This is a genomic window from Streptomyces thermodiastaticus, assembly GCF_014656135.1.
GTDB lineage: Bacteria > Actinomycetota > Actinomycetes > Streptomycetales > Streptomycetaceae > Streptomyces > Streptomyces thermodiastaticus.
The window spans coordinates 189,558-211,222 of the sequence record NZ_BNBV01000001.1; the positions used below are offsets into that span (position 1 = coordinate 189,558).

Here is a 21,665-nt window from a genome sequence, read left to right on the forward strand (position 1 = left end):
TGGGCATCCGTGATCCTCCTTCTCCCGGGGACGCGACCGGCCCGTCCGGCGGGCGTGTTGGCGGCAGCGCTGCCCGGATGGCGGAGCGTCAGTAGGCGCCCTGGCCGCTGAGCACCGCGCGGACGGTGCGGGCCATGACCTGCGCGTCCAGCGCCGGGGACCAGTTGTCGACGTAGCGCAGGTCGAGCGAGACGGTCTCGTGCCAGGACAGGTCCGACCGTCCGCTGACCTGCCACAGCCCGGTCAGGCCCGGCTTGACGCGCAGCCGGCGCATCTCCACCGGGTCGTACTGCACGACCTCCTCCGGCACCGGAGGACGCGGACCGACGAGGGACATGTGGCCGAGGAGGACGTTGAACAGCTGGGGCAGCTCGTCCAGGGAGTAGCGGCGCAGGAAGCGGCCCAGGGGGGTGACGCGGGGGTCGCGGCGCATCTTGAACATGTGGCCGTCGTGCTCGTTGGCCGCCGCGAGCTGCTCCTTCATGCGGTCCGCGTCGACCACCATGGTGCGGAACTTCCACATGGCGAAGTGCGTGTTGTCCCGGCCGACCCGGATCTGCCGGTAGAACGCCGGGCCGGGCGAGCTGAGCCGCACGGCGAGCGCCAGCGCCAGCAGCAGCGGCGCGAGCAGCACGATCAGCACCAGGGCACCCACCCGGTCAACGGCCGCCTTGACCACCGCGGGCACGCCGCGGCTGATCGGGGGCGCGATGTGCAGCAGGGTGAGCCCGGAGGCCGAGGTGAGCCGCATCCGGCGGCGTGCGACCTCGACGATGCCGGGGAGCACGGCGATCGGGCACCCTCGGTCGTGCACCGCCCAGGACAGCCGGCGCAGCCGCTGGCCCGACAGGTGCGGTCCCGGCACCACGAACACCAGGTCGGCGCCGACGGCGTCCACCGCCTCCAGCACCGGCCCGGCGTCCTGCTCGGCGTGCTCCGGCTCGGTGCGCGGCAACCGCACGTACACCGGGGCGCCGGAGAGCACCTCCTCCTCGCCGACCGGGCAACAGGCCACGACCACGTACTCGTGGTCGGTGCGCTGGGCCAGCTGCTCGACCACGACGTCGATCGCCGTGCTCTCACCGACCAGCACGACGTGGCGCAGGGCCCGGCCGTCGCGGCGGGCGGCCAGGAGGTGACGGTGGATCACCGTGTGGCATGCGGCGGTGAGGACCAGTGCGGGGATCAGGGCCGTGAAGGTGTCGGCCGGCACGCTGTCCAGTCCGCACAGCACGCGCAGCGTCGCCAGTGCGCCGACCAGCAGCAGCCAGTCCTTCAGGACGGCTCCCAGACCGCCGCCGTCGCCCCAGGCGGCCGAGGTGTAGCGCTTGGCGGCCGCCCGGATGAGCGGCCACGCCAGGGCGGCGGCGGATACCAGGTGCTCGGGGCGGGGTTCGCGGACCTCCGCGATCGCCGCCGCGACCGGCAGGGCGGCGCCCGTCAGGTCCCCGCCTACGGACAGCGGACCGTACCAGCGTGCCTGGGTTCCTTCCGGACGTGCCGGCCGGCGCGGCACGGAGACCGGCGCCTGCCGGGATGCCGCGGTTCTGAAGGGCCGCATGCTTCTCCTCAAGAAGCGGTGAGGTCGGTCAACCGGCGTGGCACCTTCGCCTGTTCACGTGCAGAACACGCCGTCAAGCGATGTTTATATCAGGGGATAGACATGTATGTCCGATTTACTCACCCATGCTTGGCTGGTGTTCCGGGCGGCGCGCCCACGGCGACGGAGGGGATGGTGCGGCACGCCCGTCACCGGGCGCCTCCTCCCCCGCCCATGGTGGGCGGACGCACCCCTGTACCCCGAACTATGGTGTCCCAGCACATACGCCTCTGATCTGTGCGTTCCTACCGTGTGGCGACACGCACACGCCCCGTCGAACGCCAGGAAGTGGTGCCGATGTCCTCCTCCGCGACCGCTCCCCCAGCCCCGTCCCGGCTGCCCCGCATCGTCGCCGCCAGCCTCATCGGGACCACCATCGAGTGGTACGACTTCTTCCTGTACGGCTCCGCGGCCGCGCTTGTGTTCAACAAGCTGTTCTTCCCGGAGTCCGACCCGCTGGTGGGAACGCTGCTGTCGTTCCTGACGTACGCGGTCGGATTCGCGGCACGGCCGCTGGGCGCGCTGGTGTTCGGGCACTACGGCGACCGGCTGGGACGCAAGAAGCTGCTGGTGCTGAGCCTGCTGATGATGGGCGGCGCGACCTGCGCCATCGGACTGCTGCCCACCCACGCCGGCGTGGGCACCGCGGCTCCGCTGCTGCTCACCACGCTGCGGCTGATCCAGGGGTTCGCGCTCGGCGGTGAGTGGGGCGGCGCCGTGCTGCTGGTGTCCGAGCACGGGGACCCGCGGCGGCGCGGCTTCTGGGCCTCGTGGCCGCAGACCGGCGCACCGGCCGGGCAGCTGCTGGCCACGGGAGTGCTGTCGCTGCTGACGGCCGTGCTGTCCGACCGCGCCTTCGACAGCTGGGGCTGGCGCATCCCGTTCCTGCTCTCCGGTGTGCTGGTGGTGGTCGGTCTGTGGATCCGGCTGTCGGTGGACGAATCCCCCGTCTTCCGGGAGGCATTGGCGCGCGCCGAGGCCCGCAAGGCGGCGCAGCGCGGCTCCGGTGACGGCGAGGGGACCGAGAAACTGCCGCTCGTGTCGGTCCTGCGGCACCACTGGCGCGATGTGCTGGTGGCGATGGGCGCCCGGATGGCCGAGAACATCAGCTACTACGTGCTCACCGCCTTCATCCTCGTCTACGCCACCACCGCCGCCGAGGTGTCCGACCAGACCGCGCTGAACGCGGTGCTGATCGCCTCCGCCGTGCACTTCGCGGTCATCCCGGCCTGGGGTGCCCTGTCGGACCGGCTCGGACGCCGGCCGGTGTATCTGCTGGGCGCCGCCGGGGTCGGGCTGTGGATGTTCCCGTTCTTCCGGCTCACCGACACCGGCGACTTCGGCCTGCTGGTCGTCGCGGTGACCGTGGGCCTGGTGCTGCACGGCGCCATGTACGCCCCTCAGGCAGCCTTCTTCTCCGAGATGTTCGCGACCCGGATGCGCTACTCGGGCGCCTCCATCGGCGCGCAGTTCGCCTCGGTCGCCGCGGGCGCGCCCGCCCCGCTGATCGCGACGGCTCTGTTGTCGGACTACGGCTCCGGCACCCCGATCGCCCTGTACGTGATCGGCGCGGCGGTCCTGACCCTGATCGCCGTGGGTGCCGCGAAGGAGACCCGGCACCGGGACCTGGCCGCCGTCGGACCCGCGGACACCACCGCGGAGGCGCCCGCGCCCGCCACCGACGCGCGTCCCGCCTGACCGGCGGCTCGCCCGGGTCCCCGGCGCGCCCGGCCGGTTCAGGTGCCGCCGGGCGCGCCTGCGTGCGCTCGTGCGTCCGCCGGGCCGCTGTGCGCCGCTGCGGACAACCGGTGCAGGCGCAGCGCGAGCTGGATCTCCAGGGAGCGTTCCGGGCTCTGCCAGTCGTCGCCGAGGAGGCGGGCGACGCGGTCCAGGCGCTGGGCGACGGTGTTGACGTGGACGTGCAGGGCGTCCTTGGTGCGTGCGGGGCTGCCGCCGCTGGCGAAGTAGGCCTCCAGGGTGCGTATCAGCTCCGTGCCGCGGCGCCGGTCGTAGGCGACGACCTGGCCGATGGTGCGCTCGACGAACCCGGCGACGTCCCGGTCGCCGGCCAGCAGCAGCCCGAGGAAGCCGAAGTCCTCGGCGGCGGCCCCGTCCTTGGTGCGACCCAGCAGACGCAGTGTCTCCAGGCAGCGCCTCGCCTCCGCGTAGGCGGCCGCGGCGGTCTCGGGATGTGCGGCCAGGTCGCCGACGGGGGCGGAGGCGCCGACGGTGACCGCCTCGTGCACGGCCGTGCCGAGGTGGTGGGCGGTGCGGCGGGCGAGTTCGGTCGCGCCGGTGCCGGGCGGCAAGGGCAGCAGCAGGGCGGTGCCGCCGTCCCGGGCGACGGCCAGGCCGTGCCGGGTGGCGGCCAGGTGGGAGGCCGCGGACCACAGGCGCCGTCGGGCGGCGGCCTCCCGTTCGGCGTCGGCGGCGCACAGGTCGAGGCGGGCGGCGAGCAGGACGTGGGTGGCGTCGAGGTCGGCGTCGAGCCGGGCGGCGCGTTCCCGCAGCAGGCGTGCGTCGTGGGCGCGGGCGTCGAGCAGGTCGTCCAGCAGTTCGCCGCGCACCCGTTGTTCGGCCTCGGCGGCCGAGCGCCGGGCGAGCAGCAGCAGGGAGGTGACCATCGCGGCGCGTTCCAGGGTGCGCTGGTCGACGGGGTCGAGGTCGCGGTGGCCGCTCAGGACGAGCGCACCGAGCAGTTCGCCGCCGGCGGTGACGGCGGCGATCCAGTCGTCGCCGTGCCGCACGGCGTGTCCCTCGGCCCGGGACGCCTCCAGGGGACCGGCCGGTGCGGCTGTGGTCTCGGTGAACTCGACGGTGCCGTCGAGGACCTGGGAGACCGCGGCGGCCACGTCGTGGACGCCGCCGCCGCGCAGCACGAGCTCGGCGAGCCGGTCGTGGACGTCCGAGGCGCGTTCGATGACCGCGCTGCGGTCGCGGATGATCTCGTTGGCGCGTTCCAGGTCGGCGAGGGCCGCGCGGGTTTCGGTGAGCAGGTTGGCGCTGTCGATGGCCGCGGCGGCCAGGGCGGCGAAGGATCTGAGCAGGGCGATCTGCTCGCGTTCGAAGACCCGTGCCCGGCGGTCGGCGGCGAACAGGACACCGATGACGTGCTGTCCGAGCATCAGCGGGACGCCGAGGATGGCGACGAGTCCCTCGTCGCGCACGCCGGCGTCGATGGTGCCGGTGTGCTGGAAGCGGGCGTCGCGGAAGTAGTCCTCGGTGACGTAGGGGCGGGCGGTCTGGGCGACGAGGCCGCCGAGTCCTTCGCCCATGCCCAGGCGCAGCTGCTGGAAGCGTGCGGAGACGGAGCCCTCGGTGACGCGCATGTAGGTGTCGCCGCGCGCCGGGTCGTTGAGGGTGAGGTAGGCGACGTCGGTGCCGAGCAGGCTACGGGCGCGCTGCACGATGGCCGTCAGCACGGAGTCCAGGTCTCTCAGGCCCGCCAGGTCGTGGGCGGTGGCGAACAGGGCGGACAGTTCGGCCTCGCGGCGCCTGAGGCCGTCCAGCTCGGCGCGTACGCACAGCGCGAGCCGTTTGGCGTGGTCGAGCGCGGCGATCCACGCGGCCGGCCGGCCCTCGGCGCGGGCGAGCAGCACCGGCTGCTCGAAGGCGGCGGCGGGTGCGCCCTGGGCGAGCAGTTCGAGGAACGGCGCCCCGGTGACGCCCTCCGGCAGGGCGGCGTCGTGGTCCGCAGGCGGTGTGGCGCCGTCGGCGGGCGGCACCGCCGGGCCGGGCGGCGTCGGCACGCCCTCGGCGGACGGTGGCGCCTCGGCCGTGAGGCGCCCGGCGGAGTTCGGCTGATCGCTGGACATGCCCACAGGATTCCGTATGGGTGCGGTGTCCGACGAGGCCTGTGGAAAACCCCGCGACGGGCGCCCGGGGGCCGGTCCGCGGGGCAGGTCAGTGGGCGGTCCAGCCGCCGTCGAGCACCAGGGACGACCCGGTGATGAAGGAGGCCTGCGGCCCGCACAGATAGGCCACCGCCTCGGCGACCTCCTCCGGTTCGATGAGCCGCTTGACCGCGCTGTCCTGCAGCAGGACCTCTTCGAGCACCCGGTCCTGCGGGATGCCGTGGGTGCGTGCCTGGTCGGCGAGCTGCTTCTCGACCAGCGGGGTGCGGACGTAGCCGGGGTTGACGCAGTTGGAGGTGACGCCGTGCGGGGCGCCCTCCAAGGCGGTGGTCTTGGACAGCCCCTCCAGGCCGTGCTTGGCCGCCACATAGGCCGATTTGTAGGCGGAGGCGCGCAGGCCGTGCACCGAGGAGATGTTGACGATCCGGCCCCACTTTCGCCCGTACATGTGCGGCAGGGCTCCGCGGATGAGCCGGAACGGCGCCTCCAGCATCACGGTCAGCACCGTGTGGAAGACCTCCGGCGGGAACTCCTCGATGGGGCGGACCAGCTGGATGCCGGCGTTGTTGACGAGCACATCGGTGCCGGCGGCCGCCTGCTCGGCGGCGTCCAGGTCGGTCAGGTCGAGGACGACCGGTTCCAGGGATCCGGCGAGCGGTCCGGACTGCTCCACGAGTGCCGTCAGGCCCTCCGCGTCCCGGTCGACAGCCCTGACCGTGGCCCCCGCGGCGGCCAGCCGGAGCGCGCAGGCGCGGCCGATGCCGCCGGCGGCGCCGGTGACGAGCGCGGTGCGGCCGGTGAGGTCGAGCGAGGGGTCGCGGGGGGCCGGGTGGGCGGAGTGGGGGCTGAGCGTGGTCATGCCTCGACCCTAGGCAGCGCCCCCGCCTCACCACATATGGGCGCCACCCATACTTCAGTCATAAGGCGTGGTGTCGAACCATGTGGGCGCGTCGGAGAGGGCCTGCTTGATCCGGAACAGCCCGAACTCGTGCAGGTCCGGCAGTGCGTCCACCGCGAACCAGCCCACTTCCAGCGACTCGTCGTCGTTCACACGCGCCTCGCCGCCCACGGCACGGCAGCGCACGGTGATGTCCATGTACTGGCAGACGTCCCCGTTGGGGTAGGTCATCGGTTCCAGTGCCTGGACGAGCACCACCCGCTCGGCCACACAGCGCACGGCGGTCTCCTCGTACACCTCACGCACCGCGCACACGGCCGGCTGCTCACCCGGATCCGGGATGCCCCCGATCACCGACCACTTGCCCGTGTCGGAGCGGCGGCCCAGCAGGACCCGTCCCTCGTCGTCGAAGACGACGGCGGTGACCCCCGGCAGCCAGAGCAGGTGGTTGCCGACGGACGCCCGGATGGTGCGGATGAACTCTGGAGTGGCCATGGACCGACCCTATCCGGCTGCCGCCCGGCCTCAGGGAGCGCACGGAGACGTTCGCACGGCGTGCGGTGACACGGCCGTGGCGCGCCGTCGGCGCACACCCGCCCCGATCGCCGCACCCAGACCGCCCGCGGCGAGGAGCACGAGGACGCCCTCCGGGAGCACGCCCAGATCGGTGGCGGGCGTGGTGGAGGAGCGCAGCGGCACCTTCTGCACCAGGTAGGCGGGCACGAACATGCCGGTCCGCTGGGTGATGCGGCCGTCCGGCATGATGATGGCGCTGACCCCGCTGGTCACCGGGACGGTGACGGTCCGGCTGTGCTCGACCGCGCGGATCCGGGACATGGCGAGCTGCTGGTAGGTCATCTCGCTGCGGTCGAAGGTCGCGTTGTTGCTCGGCACGGAGATCATCCGGGCGCCGTGGGTGACGGTGTCCCGCACCGCCCAGTCGAAGGCGGCCTCGTAGCAGGTGGCCAGGCCGATCCTGGTGCCCGCGACGTCGAACACCCCGGGTTCGGTGCCCCGGCTGAAGTCCTGCCGGACCATCGACGTCCAGTTCTTGTTGATCGCGCCGACCAGCGAGCGCAGCGGCAGATACTCGCCGAACGGCTGGATCTGCCGTTTGTCGTAGGTCTGCACGGGGCCCTTCACCGGGTCCCACAGGATCTGCTCGTTCAGCAGTTTGCCGTCCCGTTCCACCACGCCGCCGACGGAGACCGGCACGCCGACGGCCTTGGCCGCCTGGTCGATGACCAGGCGGGCGTCGGGGAAGGCGAAGGGATCGATGTCGGAGGAGTTCTCCGGCCAGAGCACGACGTCGGGCCGGGGCACCTTGCCGGCCTTCACATCCGCCGCCAGCCGTTCGGTCTCGCGCACGTGGTAGTCGAGCACCGCCCGGCGCTGGGCGTTGAACTCCAGGCCGGCCCGCGGGACGTTGCCCTGGATCACCGCGACCGTGAGGGTGCCGTCCTCGGCCGTGTCGCTGACCAGGGTGCGCGCGGCCAGGGCACCGGCCACCGGCACGGCCACGCACAGCAGGGCCGCGGCGGCCGCCGTCCGGCGTACCGCACGGGTGCGCCGGGCGTGCGCCGCGAGCCGTACCACCTCGTACAGGCCGAAGCCGCACAGGACGACCCCGAAGCCGAGGACGGGTGTGCCGCCCACCGCCGCCAGCGGCAGGAACAGGCCGTCCGCCTGGCCGAAGGCGATCTTGCCCCAGGGGAAGCCGTGAAACGGCACCCGGGCGCGTGCCGCCTCCCCGGCGATCCACACCGCCGCGGCCCACACCGGCCAGGCGGGCAGCCGTGACACGGCGGCGATGCCGACGCACGCGAGTGCGACGAAGACCGCCTCGGCCGCGACGAGCGCCAGCCACGGAGCCGGACCGACCTCCACGCTGGTCCACACCAGCAGCGGCAGCAGAAACCCGAGGCCGAAGAGGTAACCGAGGCCGAACGCGGCCTTGAAGCGGCGGCCCCGCAGCACCCGGCCAAGGACGGCGAAGGCCGGCAGGGCCAGCCACCACAGCGTGCGGGGCGGGAAGCTGACGTACAGCAGCACCCCGGCCAGCACCGCGGCGGCGGCCGGGGTGAACCGGGCCAGCCGGGCGCCCCAGGAGGCGGGGGCCGGCCGCGCGGTCACCCGGTCCGGCTCGTCGACAGTTGGCGCGGTGACACTCACCCGGGGAGTGTACGGCGCTGACCTGGGCACCGGCAGATGCGGTCGTCGCACACCCGCACGGCACGCGCGGCACGGGGCGCATGCGGCTTCACCCATTGCGCACGGAACGTCCACAATGCGGTCGGCAGCCGCTACGGTGATCCCAGGCCCTGATCGCCGCCGGGCGAGGTGTGCGCACGGGGGCCGGGTGCACGGGTCGGGGGCGACCGGATACCAGCAGCGGGGGGCGAGGTGCGGTCCACCGGGAGACCGTCCGCGAACGGGACGGACGACGCACGACGGACATGCCGGCGCCGGCGCGCCGGACGCCGGGGGAAGCGGCAGACGCGGGGCCGGGCCCACGGTGACGCGGGAGGGGCGGTCCACGGCAGACCGGACGCCACCGGGCGGGACGCCGGCCGTGAGCGGCGCACCAGCTCGGACGCGGCCGGCGTGCTGGTGCTCGCCGCCTGCGCGGCCTGGACGCTGATCACGGGCGCGGTGCACCAGGGCCGTCCCGAGGGGGTGCTGCTCGCGGTGCTCGCCGTGGCCGCCGGCTACGCCTGCGGGCGTATCGCGGGCGCGCTGCTGCCGGTGGCGGCACCCTGCGCCGGGGCACTGGCGGGGGCCGCGCTCGTGGTCACCGGGCCCGGCCTGGCCGCGGGACCGCGGCCGACCGCTCCCCTGGGTCAGGCGGGTGCCACCGCCGCCGTGCTGACCCTGGCCACCGGAGTGGCCTGCTGCGCCGCCTGGGCCGCGTCCGCCCCGGCGCTGCGGCTCGGGCTGCACCTCCTGGCCGTCGCGGTCGCGACGACGGCGGTCGTGGCCTCGGCCGGCGCGGTGATCTGCTGCGCCGGGGTGCTGCTCGGCTCGCCGGCCGTCGGCCGCACCCGGCACCGGGGTGCGGTCCTGACGGGCCTCGCCGCGGTGCCGGTCGTCGTGGCCGGGGCGATCTGGGCGCTGGCCGCCCGGGCGCTGCCCGGCAAAGCGGCCGGGGCACTGGCGGACTGGCTGACCGGGCACCGGGTCGGGCTGTGGCAGGAGGCGCTGGGCCTGGTGCACCGCCACCCCGTCGCGGGGGTCGGACCGGGCCGTTTCGCGGACTTCAGCACGGTGGCCGCACCCCACCCGCTGCCCGACGGCACCCCGCACTCGGCCCTGTTCCAGCAGGCGGCCGAACAGGGGCTGGTCGGCGTGGCGCTGTCGGCCGCGGCCTGTGTCTGGGTGATGCACGCACTGTGGCGTTCGGCGCGCCCGACGCCCGTCGTGCTCGCCGCGGGGGTCGCGCTGACCGTGGTGGCGTCGGTCGCTCTGCTGGGCGACGCGCTGAGTTTCACCGCGGTGCCGGTGGGCGCCGGTCTGCTGGCCGGCATGGCGACGGCGCGCCCGCTCACCGAGGAGACGGGCGCGCTGGAGAGCGCCTGAACCGCCGGGGAGGGGCGAGGCGGGCGGTCAGATCCGGCCGGCGGCCGTGGGCCGCAGCCGGTCCCTGATCACGCGCACGGCCGACTCGGCGTTGTCGATGGTGATCGTGAACGTGTGACCGTCCCACAGCCGCAGCACGATGCCCTCGCCGCGCCGTACGACGACGGCGGTGCCCTTCTCCGGCCGCCACCGGTAACCCCAGCCGCCCCACTGGCAGGGGGTGACGTGCGGCGTGAAGTCGGCGCCCGCCACCTCGTCCAGCGGGATGCGCCGGCGGGGCACCCCGATGTGGCCGCAGCGGATCTCCAGGCACTTCTGGTCGACCTTCACCGCCACATGGACGAAGGCAAGGGTGCCGAAGAGGACCAGCAGTCCGGCCGCGATGCAACCCACCACGGACATCACCAGCGGTGCGATGCCCGAGGTCCAGGCGGAGGACACGGCGAGCTGGATGCCGAGGGCCAGGCACGCGGCGCCGACGAGGGCGAGCAGCCACTGGACGCGGTTGGTGGCCCGTCCGGTCCACACGTCGGGCTGCGGGCGCTTCTCGCTGCGGGAGTCGTCCCTCATGTGAACGAGGTTACTCAGGTTTCGCCGCGCGGGGTGGCCTGTCGCACATGTCCGTGACCGCGAGTGCGGGCCGGGTTCCGGACCGGGCGGTGTCCCATGGGCCGCCCGTGGTTCTGGCGCTCCGGCCCGCGCGCCAGGTGGCGGGCGGGTCAGCCGGCGGGACTGACCGTCCGGAGCAGGCGGCCCTCCGCATAGGACAGGGCGGGGGCGGGCAGCGGGCCCTCCTGCCCGTTGAGGAGCACGGTCACCGTGCCCTCGTCGCCCGCCTCCGGGTCGGGGGCGGCGCCGATGCGACGCAGCGCCTGAGCGGCGACGGCGCGGGCCGAGCCGCACAGGACGGGCAGCGGGCGGCCCGGCCGCCGCACCGCGGCACCGATGCGTTCGGCGACCAGCTCGTAGTGGGTGCAGCCCAGCACGACGGTGGCCACCTCCTCGGGGGTCAGCTCGGCGGCGGCCCGGATCGCCTCGTCGACCGCCGTCTGGTCGGCGCACTCGACGGCCTCCGCCAGCCCCCGGCAGGGCACCTCGGTGACCTGCACCCCGGAGGCGAACTCACGGATGAGGTTCTTCTGGTACGCGCTGCCGGTGGTGGCCGGGGTCGCCCAGATGGCGACCGGTCCCCCGCCGGCCGCGGCCGGCTTGATCGCGGGCACGGTGCCGATCACCGGGATCCCCGGCTCCAGAAGATCGCGCAGGGTGCTCAGCGCGTGCACGGTCGCGGTGTTGCAGCCCACGATCAGCGCGTCCGGCTCGTACGCGGCGGCGGCCTCGGCGACGGCCACGGCACGCCGGGTGACGTCCTGCGGGGTGCGCGGCCCCCAGGGCATGCCCGCCGGGTCCAGGGAGAGCACGAGATCCGCGTCGGGGCGCAGGCGCCGTACCGCGGCGGTGGCCGCCAGCAGGCCGATTCCGGAGTCCATGAGCGCGATCTTCACGGGCCCACGATAGACGATCACCGGACGATCACTTCGGTGTGCTCCGCGGCCGTGGGGCAGACTGCCGGGGTGAGCGTGATCGTATGGATTGCCGTGGCATCGCTTCTCGCCTGGCTGTGGCTGCTGCTCGGCCAGGGCTTCTTCTGGCGCACCGACGTCAGGCTGCCGCCGGGCCGGGACCCGGACCCGGGCGACTGGCCGGCCGTGTGCGTCGTGGTGCCCGCGCGGGACGAGGCGGCCGTGCTGGGCGAGAGCCTGCCGTCGCTGCTCGCGCAGGACTATCCGGGGCGGGCGGAGATCGTACTGATCGACGACAACAGCTCGGACGGCACCGGCGAGCTCGCCCGCGACCTGGCCCGGCGCTGCGGCGGACTGCCGCTGACCGTGGACACCCCCGGCGAGCCGCCCGCCGGATGGACCGGCAAGCTGTGGGCCGTGCGGCACGGCATCGAGCTGGCCCGCACGCGGCGGCCCGAGTACCTGCTGCTGACGGACGCGGACATCGCGCACGCCCCGGACAGCCTGCGCCGGCTGGTGGCGGCGGCCCGTGCGGGCGGCTACGACATGGTGTCGCAGATGGCCCGGCTGCGGGTGGAGAGCCTGTGGGAGCGGCTGGTCGTGCCGGCGTTCGTGTACTTCTTCGCCCAGCTGTACCCGTTCCGGTGGATCGGCCGCCGGGGCGGGCGGACCGCGGCGGCCGCGGGCGGCTGCGTGCTGCTGCGCGCCGGGACCGCCGAGCGGGCACGGATCCCGGAGGCGATCCGGCACGCGGTGATCGACGACGTGGCCCTGGCCCGGACGGTCAAACGCCTCGGCGGGCACATCTGGCTGGGACTGGCCGACCGGGTGGACAGCGTGCGCCCGTACCCGCGGCTGCACGATCTGTGGCGGATGGTCTCGCGCAGCGCCTACGCGCAGCTGCGCCACAACCCGCTGCTGCTGCTCGGCACGGTCGCCGGTCTGGCGCTGGTGTATCTGATGCCGCCGGCGGCCCTCGTGGCGGGCGCGGCGGCGGGCAGCGCGGCGACGGCCGCCGCCGGCGGCGCGGCCTGGCTGGTGATGATCGTCACGTATGTGCCGATGCTGCGCTACTACCGGCAGCCGCTGTGGCTCGCTCCGCTGCTGCCGTTCACGGCGCTGTTGTACCTGCTGATGACGGTGGACTCGGCGGTGCAGCACTACCGCGGCCGGGGCGCGGCCTGGAAGGGCCGCACCTATGCGCGTCCGGACACCGTGCCGGAGGAGGGCTGAGTCTTCGCCGCGCCGGACCGGGCGGTGCGCTGCGGCAGGCACGATCGCGGCCGGCGCGGGCGAAAGCGGGCCGCCGAGTCACGTGCGGCCCGGTGTCCGGTCCGGCGAGGTCCACCGGCAGCGTCTCGGTGACCCGGCCGCCCGCCTCCCGCCTGCCCTCGTGGCCGACCGCGCCGGAGGGGTGCAGCGGCTGGTCGCAGAAGACGACGTCGTCGTCGCCGCGTACCGCTTCCGCCCGTCAGCAGCGGCGCCGAGGTGTCCACGCCGGGGACGCCGGGGCCGGAGCGCCGGCCCGCCTCGACGCCCAGGGCCGTCGTGGGCACCGGCGTGTTCGCCCCGTTGAGCAGGACTTGCTTCCCCCCTCGCGTCCGGGCCCGGCGGTGCGCCGGAACACCTCCGGCCGGCCTGTGCCCGCCCGGTTCCGGTGCCCGCGAGAAGGTGCCGGCGCCCCTCTCCGGACGGCCTCAACCCGGTGAAAACCAGCCCTTTACACGATCCGAACGCCAAGCGCCGCCCCTTTTTGCCAACTTCGCTCGCATTGGGGATCCCACGCCACCGCCAACACGGGAAACAACCCTCTTATCGGTCTCCCCAACCAGCACATCGTGGGCTTAACTTATGTGGCATGACCTCCCCCCGCTCCACCTATGGCGGCTATTACTCCGCCTCTTTTCCGGAGACTCCGATCTACGACTCGCTCGTCGCCGAGCGCGGCACCCCGCAGATCGCCCCGATCCGGGTGCCCGCGCCTTACGACACCGGCAGCCATCTGCCCGCGCTGCCCTCGGCGGCACCCGCCCTGCCGGCACCGGCGGTCCAGCCCGTCCCCGGCTACCCGCAGGCACCGCAGCCCGCACCGCTGCAGCAGGCGCCCGCCCCGTACATCCCGCAGCAGCCCTCCGTGCCGCGCGGATACCCGGGCCCGCAGCAGCACGTGCCGCAGCGCCCGATGCCCGGCGGCACCGGGTACGAGGCGATGCGGCCGGCCGCGCCCCGGCCGGCTCCGGCGCCCTACCAGGACCCGTACCAGAACCAGCAGTACCGCGGTTACTGACACGCACCCCGGCCCTCCGTGCCGCCTGGCAGGATGGGGCCATGGAGCACGTCGAACTGCGGTCGCTGCACATACACCCGGTCAAGGCGTTCCGGGCCGTCGGGCTCGAGGAGGCCGTCGTGGAACCCTGGGGGCTGGCCGGGGACCGGCGCTGGGCGCTGATCGACGACGGGGGAAAGGTCGTCACGCAACGCCGGCATCCGCATCTCGCACTCGCCGCCGCCGGGCTTCTGCCCGGCGGCGGTCTGCGTCTGTCCGCACCCGGGCAGGAACCGCTCACGGTGCCCGTGCCGCCGCAGGGGACGACCGTGACGGTGGACGTGTTCGGCGACAAGGTGGAGGCCGTTCCGGCCGGCTCCGCCGCCCACGCCTGGTGCAGTGCCTATGTCGGCGAGGACACCAGGCTGGTGCACATGGACGATCCCGCCACCCGCCGGTCCGTCGACCCCGCGTACGGGCGGCCGGGCGAGACGGTCGCCTTCGCCGACGGCTACCCGCTGCTGCTCACCTCGCAGTCCTCGCTGGACTCCCTCAACGCGCTGATCGCCGAGGGCGACCGGCCCGAGGAGGGCCCGCTGCCGATGGACCGGTTCCGGCCCAGCGCGGTCGTGGCCGGGGCACCTGCGTGGGCCGAGGACGGCTGGCGGCGCATCGCGATCGGCGAGGTCGTCTTCCGGGTGGCCAAGCCGTGCGGACGGTGCGTGGTGACCACCACCGACCAGACCACCGCCGAACGCGGCACGGAACCGCTGCGCACGCTCGGCCGGCACCGCCGCTTCGGCAGCTCCCTGGTCTTCGGCCAGAACTTGGTGCCGGAGTCGACCGGCACCCTCAGGGTCGGCGACCCGGTGACGATCCTGGAGTGAATTGCCCGACGACCGCCGGGAAGCGGAGGGTTTGTTTCCGTCGGCTTCCGTCGGCGGGAACCCGCGGTCCGGCGGAGTCGTTGAGACGGCTGAGAGTTCCCTGAGAATTCCCGGCCGGCGGAAGATGTCTCCGCCCGGCCGGGTCCGCGGGCGAAGGGCTCCGCCAGGGTTTCGCCGCCGGGCGAGGAGGGGGGTGCGGGCCGTGCAGGCGATCAGCGGTCTGTGGCGCTGGCGAGGCAATCCGCTGCGGCGCACGACGGATCTGGTCGAGTCCTGGGTGGCCTTGGCGGCCCTGCTGCTGTGTCTGGTCGCCGCTCCCGTGATCGGTGCGTTCGCCGGCGCCGCCACCGAGGACACGTTGCAGCGGTCGGTGCGCCAGCAGCGCCTGTCCCGGTACGCCGTCACGGCCACCGTGGTCGAGGAGTTGAACCAGCTCTCCCCCGATCCGGACCCGGAGATCTCCACCGGGCGGGAACTGCGCCACCGCGTGCTCGCCGACTGGACCGCCCCGGACGGCACACGGCACCGCGGCCCGCTCGGCACCACCCTGAAGTCCCCCCGACGGGGAGACCGTTTCCCGGTGTGGACCGACCGGCAGGGGCACCCGGTGATGCCGCCCCTGGACTCCGCCACGGCCACCTCCCACGCCGTCCTCGCCGGACTCGGCACGGCCATGCTGACCGCGGCGGCCGTGGAGGGTCTGCGCCGGCTGATCGTCTGGCGTCTGACCCGCCGGCGCCACGCGCGCTGGGACCGGGCCTGGGAACGCACCGGTGGGGACTGGGGCCGTACGGGAACGGGCAGTTGACCTCGGCCGGACTCCGGTCAACCTGCCCCCGGAACGCGCGCTACGGTGGACCGGCCGACCCGATCGGCAACGACCCGCGGACGAGCGAGTTCGTCAGGACGACGAGGTGGGGACACAGCAACGCCATGGCACAGGGCACGGTCCAGGTGACGCACACCGGCACGTCGCGGTGGCGGCGCCGCACTGGTGAGTACGCATCTCTCGCTGCGGCCCTGGAGGCGGCGGCGGACGGTGACGTCCTCACCGTCGCCCCGGGGACCTACCGCGAGAATCTGGTCGTCGAGCGCGCGGTGACCCTGCGCGGCCCGGAGGGCTCCTCCCCCGGCTCGGTGCGCATCGCTCCCGCGGACGGGGTGCCGCTGACCGTGCGCGCCTCGGCGGTCCTGCAGGACCTGCACGTGGAGGGGCAGGACGCCACCGCCCCCGCGCTGCTGGTGGAGGAGGGCGCGGCCGAGCTGCGGAACGTGCGGATCGTGACCCGGTCCGCGACCGGCGTGGAGGTGCGCGGCGGCGCCCGGCCGACGGTGCGGCAGTGCACGGTGGACAACCCGGCCGGCATCGGCATCGCCGTCCTGGACGGCGGCGGCGGGGTGTTCGAGGAGTGCGAGGTCATGGCCGCCGGTCAGGCGGGTGTTGCCGTGCGCGGTGGCGCGCATCCACGGCTGGAGCGCTGCCGCGTGCACCATGCCTCGGGCGCGGGCCTGACCGTGACCGGGGACAACTCCGCGCTGGAGGCGGTCGGTTGCGAGATCTACGAGATCAGGGGCACCGGGGTGCAGATCACCGGCCGGGCCGCCGCGCACCTGACCGACTGCGAGGTGCACCGCACCACCGCCGACGGCGTCACCCTCGACACCGACGCGGTGCTCACCCTCGCCGACTGCCGGATCACCGACATCCCGGAGAACGCGGTGGATCTGCGCTCGCGTTCGGTGCTGACGCTGACGCGCACCACCGTGCGCCGGTTCGGGCGCAACGGCCTGTCGGTGTGGGATCCGGGCACCCGGGTGGACGCCAACCAGTGCGAGATCTTCGACAGCACCGGCGACTATCCGGCCGTGTGGGTCAGCGACGGCGCCACGGCGATCCTCGACTCCTGCCAGGTGCACGACGTGCCGGACGCGCTGTTCGTCCTGGACCGGGGTTCCCGTGTGGACGTCGTCGACAGCGACCTGTCTCAGGTGCGCAACACCGCGGTCTCGGTGAGCGACGGCGCCATCGCGCAGCTCGACGACTGCCGGATCAAGGAGGCGGCCACGGGCGCCTGGTTCCGTGACCACGGCAGCGGCGGCACGCTCAGCAACTGCACCATGGACGGCACCCAGACCGGCGTGATCGTCACCAAGGGCGCCGACCCCACCATCGAGCGGTGCACGGTCGACTCCCCCTCCGAGGCCGGTTTCTACGTCTCCGCCGGGGGCCGCGGCAGCTTCCTGGGCTGCCGGGTGACGGGCAGCGGCGGCTACGGCTTCCATGTGATCGACGGCTGCCGTGCGACGCTGCGCAAGTGCCGCACGGAGCGGTGTGCCCGCGGCGGCTACGAGTTCGCGGACGGCGGGCCGGACGCGACGGGGTCGGGCCCCGTGGTGGAGGACTGCAGCAGCGACGAGAGCGGCGGCGTGCGCCTTCCGGCGGCGGCCGAGACCGCGGTGCAGACGGTCACCCCGTCCCCGGGTCTGCTGGGCGCCATCCCCGGGCAGCGCACCACCGAGCAGGAGCCGCTGCTGTCCGCCCCCGCACCCGAGCCGGAGCGGCCCGCGCGCACGGCGCGGGACGTGCTCGGTGAACTCGACGCGCTGGTGGGCCTGGAGGACGTCAAGCGCGAGGTCCGCGCCCTGACGGACATGATCGAGGTGGGCCGGCGCCGGCAGCGGGCCGGTCTGAAGGCCGCCTCGGTCAAGCGGCATCTGGTCTTCACCGGATCCCCGGGCACCGGCAAGACCACGGTGGCCCGTCTGTACGGCGAGATCCTGGCCGCCCTGGGCGTGCTCGAGAAGGGGCATCTCGTCGAGGTCTCCCGGGTGGACCTGGTCGGCGAGCACATCGGCTCGACCGCGATCCGCACCCAGGAGGCGTTCGAGAAGGCGCGCGGCGGGGTGCTGTTCATCGACGAGGCGTACACGCTCTCCCCGGAGGACGCCGGGCGTGACTTCGGCAAGGAGGCCATCGACACGCTCGTGAAGCTGATGGAGGACCACCGGGACGAGGTCGTGGTGATCGTCGCCGGGTACACGGCGGAGATGGAGCGCTTCCTGTCCGTCAACCCCGGTGTCGCGTCCCGTTTCTCCCGCACCATCACCTTCGGCGACTACAGCCCCGGGGAGCTGCTGCGCATCGTGGAGCAGCAGGCCGAGGAGCAGGAGTACCGGCTGGCTCCGGGAACGGGCGAGGCGCTGCTGAAGTACTTCACCGAGCTGCCGAAGGGCGTCTCGTTCGGCAACGGCCGTACCGCGCGGCAGACCTTCGAGGCGATGGTGGAGCGGCACGCGGGCCGGGTGGCGCAGCTCGACGACCCGGACACCGACGATCTGACGCTGCTCTACCCCGAGGATCTGCCGGCGCTGCCCTGAGGCCCGGCGTCCAGCCGCTGCCCGGTGCCGGGCGGCCGGGAGCCGTCCGGCTCGGTGTGCTGCCCGGTGCCGTGGCGCGGCGCCGGCACCTCGGCCGCGAGGCGGTCCAGCAGCTGCCGGCGCTCCTGCGCGAAGGCCGGGTCGGCCTGGTAGTCGCCGTGGCCGAGGATCGGCTCGGGCAGCGGGTGCCGGGCGGTGCGGCCGTAGACCAGGGGGTCCTTCAGCGGGGCACGGTCCACGGCCGGGCCGCAGTCCTCGGGCAGGCGGATGGGGCCGCCGATGGGATCGGTGAGCCGGTACAGGTTGCGCCAGCAGACGATGTCGCGGTGCAGGCTCGCGAGGGCCTCCTGCCCGAAGTGGGCCGGGAACCAGCGGCCGTAGAGCCGGGTCAGCGGGGAGCCGTAGGTGAGCAGCGCGACCCGCCGCCGCACGGAGGGCGGCAGCTGCCAGGCCGCGGCGGCGACCAGCACGCTGCCCTGGGAGTGCCCGGACAGCACCAGTCGGCCGCCCGTGGCCCGGGTCCAGGTCGCCACCCGCCAGGTCAGGTCGGGCACCACGCGCTCGGCGTAACAGGGCGGGGCGAAGGGGTGGGCGGCGCGCGGCCAGAAGGTGCCGACGTCCCAGAGGATGCCGATGGTGCGGCGTGCGGAGGCGCTTTTGTAGGCGCGGCGGCCCCAGGTGACGAACGCGAGGAAACCCAGCCCTATCAGCCAGGATCCCAGCGCCTGCACGGTCTCGGCCGCGCCCGCGACGAGGGCCGGTGCGCCTGCGGCGGCCCGGGCCGGGGTGCGGCCCGTGAGCAGGGCGCCGGCCACGGCCGCGACGCCCAGCAGCAGGGTGACGGCGGCGACGGCACCCGCCACGAGGGGTGCGTCGTCGGTGAGGGTCGCCATCGCGCGGACGCGGGCGATCTGGCGGGTGCGCTGGGCGTCGGGCGCCTCGCCCGGGTGGTCGCGGGCGACCGCGGCGCGTTCGGCACGGGCCCGCCGCAGGGTGCGCCCGGCCAGCCTGCCGCACAGCACCAGCAGCACCAGCAGCAGCGGGGGGATGACCGAGGCCTGCCAGGTCAGCAGGACCGGTGGGCCGGGCAGGAAGGTGCCGGTGCCGTCCAGCCAGTCGGACACCCGCTGGGCGACGCCGCCGGTCATGACGCCGCCCAGGGCGCAGGCCAGCATCGCGACCACCGGCCCGCCCAGACCGCGCAGCGCGACCGCGGGGGCCGGGGCGGCCGTCTTTCCGTCCTGCGCGGTGCGGGACGCCGGCCGGTGGGTGCGGTACAGCAGGTGTGCCACGACGGCGAGGACCACCGCCAGAAGGCCCTGCACCAGCGTCAGGGCGGCGAAGACGACGTCCGCCTGGAGCCGGCCGGCCGACCGCCAGCCGGGGCGGGACCAGCCGGCGTACAGCGCGGCGAGCACGAGCAGCAGGAGGGCGGCGAGCGGGAGCTGCCGCACGAGGTGCCGGTCGATCCGGCGGTCCAGGCGGTTCTCGCTGCGGCCGCGCCGGCACACCGCGCTCACCACGACGCCCGCGGTGACGGCCAGAGCTGCCTGCAGCAGCCAGCCCAGGACGTCCAGCACGACCGGGCCGCCGGGCCGGCGGTCGGCGTGCGCGGCGGGCACGGCGAGGGCGGCGGCCACGGTCAGCAGCCCGGCGGCGGTGTGGGCGGCGCGCAGCCGGGCCACGAGGCGGCGGCCGTACCAGAAGCCGGGCCGGGCGAGCGCCCCGCCGCCGCTGTCCTCCTGCCGACCGGAGTCGGTGGGCAGGGGCTGCTGGGACTCGTAGGCGTTCCAGGTGCGGTGGGACAGGTACCACAGCAGGGCGGTCAGGGCGGAGGGAACCAGCGCGGCGAGGACGAGTCTGCGGCCGGGGGTGCTCCACCAGCCGCCCTCGGCGGGCGAGAGGAAACCCAGCCAGGAGTGGCGGGCGGCGCACGCGCGGGTGCCCGCGCACTGCCAGGCGACCAGGTCGAGGGCGACCTCGCAGGCGGCGGCGACGAGCAGTACGGTCAGGGTCAGCCCGCACAGGCGGACCAGCAGACCGTACAGGCGGACGGTGCGGCGGTGCCCGCGGGCCGAGGGCCGCATCCAGTGGGCGAGGTTGACCACCATGAACGGCAGCAGCAGCAGCCACAGCGCGCGGCTGCTGTTGCCGGAGGTGAGGTTGGACCAGACGTAGGCCTCGGGCACCGGGGCGTCGCGGTGGCCCTCGGGGCGTGTCTCGGCGTCGACGTCGTCGGCCCGCCGGTAGACGGCGGCGGTGTCGTCGCCGGTGATCCGCACCGGGCAGGGGTGGTCGAGCATCTCCTGGGGTGTGGTGCCGCCGACGCCGTGGACGAGCAGTTCCACGGCGGGCCCCGCGGGGCCCGCCGACGCGTCGGCCGTGTCCGGCACCGGCTGTGCGTCCGGCTGCCGCTGCGGAGATTCCACCGTCTGCGCCTCCCCCGTGATGCGCCGCCTCGTCTCCGTGATCGTGTGATCGTGAGGTCAGGATCTCCGCCGCCGGCAAAGGACACACCTGTTCTCACGGAATCTCCCCGATCCGTGTGACGAGCACACCGTGCGACGACGGCCGCGGGCGGCCGGTACCCGGCCCGGCGCCGCGACCACGGTGGGCGGCGTCTCAGGGCGGCCGCGCGGACGGCGGCCGGTCGCTGAAGCCGCGTGCCGCAGGCAGGCGATGGCGTGGACGGACGGCGCGCCATGAAAGGATGGGAGTGTCCGCGCACCGGTGCCCTGGTGACAGCGCTCACCACCAGCGGGTGCGTCCCGGGCGTGTCGGACACCGGCGGAGGCGAAAGGAACCTGAGCCACGTGAGCGAGAATCAGAACCTCCTCGCGGAGCAGCGGCGCGCCTTGATCCTGGACGAGGTCCGGCGCCGCGGCGGGGTCCGGGTCAACGAGCTGACCCGGAAACTGGGTGTGTCGGACATGACCGTCCGCCGCGACCTGGATGCGCTGGCCCGGCAGGGCGTGCTGGAGAAGGTGCACGGCGGTGCGGTGCCGGTGGTCGAGGCCAGCACGCACGAGCCGGGCTTCGAGGCGAAGTCGGGCCTGGAGCCGACCGCCAAGGAGGACATCGCGCGGGCGGCCGCGCAGCTGGTGGCGCCGGGGTCGGCGATCGCCCTGTCCGGCGGGACGACGACGTACGCGCTGGCCCACCACCTGGTGGACGTGCCGGAGCTGACCGTGGTCACCAATTCGGTGCGGGTCGCCGACGTCTTCCACGCCGCCCAGCGCACCTCCGGGCCTCGGCAGGGTGCGGCCACGGTGGTGCTGACCGGAGGGGTGCGCACCCCGTCCGACTCGCTGGTGGGGCCGGTGGCCGACCAGGCCATCGCCACGCTCCACTTCGACATGCTGTTCCTCGGCGTGCACGGGATATCGGTGGAGGCCGGCCTGTCGACGCCGAACCTCGCCGAGGCGGAGACCAACCGGCGGCTGGTGCAGTCCGCGCGCCGGGTGGTCGTGGTCGCCGATCACACCAAGTGGGGTGTGATCGGGCTGAGTTCCTTCGCCTCGCTGGACCGGGTCGACACGCTGGTGACGGACGCCGGACTGCCGCCCGAGGCACGTGCCGAGGTCTCCGAGTATCTGCGGCTGGTGGTGGCCGGCGAGTCCGGGCAGGACGCGCGGGACTGAGCCGCCGTCAGCGGCCACACCGTCCCTCCGGGAGACCCTGTG

The 21,665-nt window shown here is 74.3% G+C and carries 16 protein-coding genes and 1 pseudogene; 8 read left to right on the top strand and 9 right to left on the bottom strand.

Features of this window, described 5'->3' with window-relative positions; translation table 11 throughout:
- Positions 1 to 88 precede the first annotated feature (88 nt).
- The gene (locus IE286_RS00825; RefSeq protein WP_189794575.1) at positions 89 to 1,561 is read right to left on the bottom strand and encodes a sugar transferase; all 1,473 of its coding nucleotides are present in this window, start codon (positions 1,559 to 1,561) and stop codon (positions 89 to 91) included.
- A gap of 336 nt (positions 1,562 to 1,897) precedes the next feature.
- Here IE286_RS00825 and IE286_RS00830 point away from each other — a divergent pair, with 336 nt between their 5' ends.
- Entirely contained in the window at positions 1,898 to 3,298 is a 1,401-nt protein-coding gene (locus IE286_RS00830; RefSeq protein ID WP_189794576.1) for an MFS transporter, read from the top strand.
- Between the two features lie 38 nt (positions 3,299 to 3,336).
- On the opposite strand, the gene IE286_RS00835 is transcribed toward IE286_RS00830, so the two are convergent.
- The 4 genes from IE286_RS00835 to lnt form a co-directional block, all read right to left on the bottom strand.
- Entirely contained in the window at positions 3,337 to 5,415 is a 2,079-nt protein-coding gene (locus IE286_RS00835) for a helix-turn-helix domain-containing protein (protein ID WP_189794577.1), read from the bottom strand.
- Positions 5,416 to 5,503: 88 nt separating this feature from the next.
- A complete protein-coding gene (locus IE286_RS00840; RefSeq protein ID WP_189794578.1) occupies positions 5,504 to 6,313 on the bottom strand; it encodes a 3-hydroxybutyrate dehydrogenase in 810 nt (269 codons plus the stop codon).
- A 54-nt stretch (positions 6,314 to 6,367) separates the two neighbouring features.
- Positions 6,368 to 6,847, bottom strand: a complete 480-nt coding sequence (locus IE286_RS00845; protein WP_189794579.1) for an NUDIX hydrolase — start codon at positions 6,845 to 6,847, stop codon at positions 6,368 to 6,370.
- Between the two features lie 30 nt (positions 6,848 to 6,877).
- Positions 6,878 to 8,524, bottom strand: a complete 1,647-nt coding sequence (gene lnt, locus IE286_RS00850; RefSeq protein ID WP_189794580.1) for an apolipoprotein N-acyltransferase — start codon at positions 8,522 to 8,524, stop codon at positions 6,878 to 6,880.
- Positions 8,525 to 8,956: 432 nt separating this feature from the next.
- On the opposite strand from lnt, the gene IE286_RS00855 reads away from it, so the two are divergent.
- The gene (locus IE286_RS00855; protein ID WP_189794581.1) at positions 8,957 to 9,928 is read left to right on the top strand and encodes an O-antigen ligase family protein; all 972 of its coding nucleotides are present in this window, start codon (positions 8,957 to 8,959) and stop codon (positions 9,926 to 9,928) included.
- A gap of 27 nt (positions 9,929 to 9,955) precedes the next feature.
- Here IE286_RS00855 and IE286_RS00860 read toward each other — a convergent pair whose 3' ends face one another.
- Together IE286_RS00860 and IE286_RS00865 are read right to left on the bottom strand one after the other, a co-directional pair.
- Entirely contained in the window at positions 9,956 to 10,498 is a 543-nt protein-coding gene (locus tag IE286_RS00860) for a hypothetical protein (RefSeq protein ID WP_189794582.1), read from the bottom strand.
- A 149-nt stretch (positions 10,499 to 10,647) separates the two neighbouring features.
- The gene (locus IE286_RS00865; protein WP_229861901.1) at positions 10,648 to 11,433 is read right to left on the bottom strand and encodes a glutamate racemase; all 786 of its coding nucleotides are present in this window, start codon (positions 11,431 to 11,433) and stop codon (positions 10,648 to 10,650) included.
- Positions 11,434 to 11,502: 69 nt separating this feature from the next.
- On the opposite strand from IE286_RS00865, the gene IE286_RS00870 reads away from it, so the two are divergent.
- A complete protein-coding gene (locus tag IE286_RS00870) occupies positions 11,503 to 12,684 on the top strand; it encodes a glycosyltransferase (RefSeq protein WP_189794583.1) in 1,182 nt (393 codons plus the stop codon).
- A gap of 103 nt (positions 12,685 to 12,787) precedes the next feature.
- Here IE286_RS00870 and IE286_RS26970 read toward each other — a convergent pair.
- Positions 12,788 to 13,031: pseudogene (locus IE286_RS26970) on the bottom strand (Tellurium resistance); the annotation flags it as partial.
- A gap of 278 nt (positions 13,032 to 13,309) precedes the next feature.
- Here IE286_RS26970 and IE286_RS00875 point away from each other — a divergent pair.
- From IE286_RS00875 to IE286_RS00890, 4 genes are all read left to right on the top strand, one after another.
- Complete coding sequence (locus IE286_RS00875) at positions 13,310 to 13,738, top strand: DUF6643 family protein (protein ID WP_189794584.1); 429 nt, start codon at positions 13,310 to 13,312, stop codon at positions 13,736 to 13,738.
- A 41-nt stretch (positions 13,739 to 13,779) separates the two neighbouring features.
- A complete protein-coding gene (locus IE286_RS00880) occupies positions 13,780 to 14,604 on the top strand; it encodes an MOSC domain-containing protein (RefSeq protein WP_189794585.1) in 825 nt (274 codons plus the stop codon).
- Positions 14,605 to 14,806: 202 nt separating this feature from the next.
- Complete coding sequence (locus tag IE286_RS00885) at positions 14,807 to 15,412, top strand: Rv1733c family protein (protein ID WP_189794586.1); 606 nt, start codon at positions 14,807 to 14,809, stop codon at positions 15,410 to 15,412.
- A 125-nt stretch (positions 15,413 to 15,537) separates the two neighbouring features.
- The gene (locus IE286_RS00890; RefSeq protein ID WP_189794587.1) at positions 15,538 to 17,982 is read left to right on the top strand and encodes a right-handed parallel beta-helix repeat-containing protein; all 2,445 of its coding nucleotides are present in this window, start codon (positions 15,538 to 15,540) and stop codon (positions 17,980 to 17,982) included.
- Here the strand turns inward: IE286_RS00890 and IE286_RS00895 are convergent.
- Positions 17,952 to 20,285, bottom strand: a complete 2,334-nt coding sequence (locus IE286_RS00895; protein WP_229861913.1) for a hypothetical protein — start codon at positions 20,283 to 20,285, stop codon at positions 17,952 to 17,954. The two genes, IE286_RS00890 and IE286_RS00895, sit on opposite strands and share 31 nt — an antisense overlap.
- A gap of 510 nt (positions 20,286 to 20,795) precedes the next feature.
- On the opposite strand from IE286_RS00895, the gene IE286_RS00900 reads away from it, so the two are divergent.
- On the top strand, positions 20,796 to 21,623 hold the full coding sequence (locus IE286_RS00900) for a DeoR/GlpR family DNA-binding transcription regulator (protein WP_189794589.1): 828 nt from the start codon (positions 20,796 to 20,798) through the stop codon (positions 21,621 to 21,623).
- Positions 21,624 to 21,665: the final 42 nt, after the last annotated feature.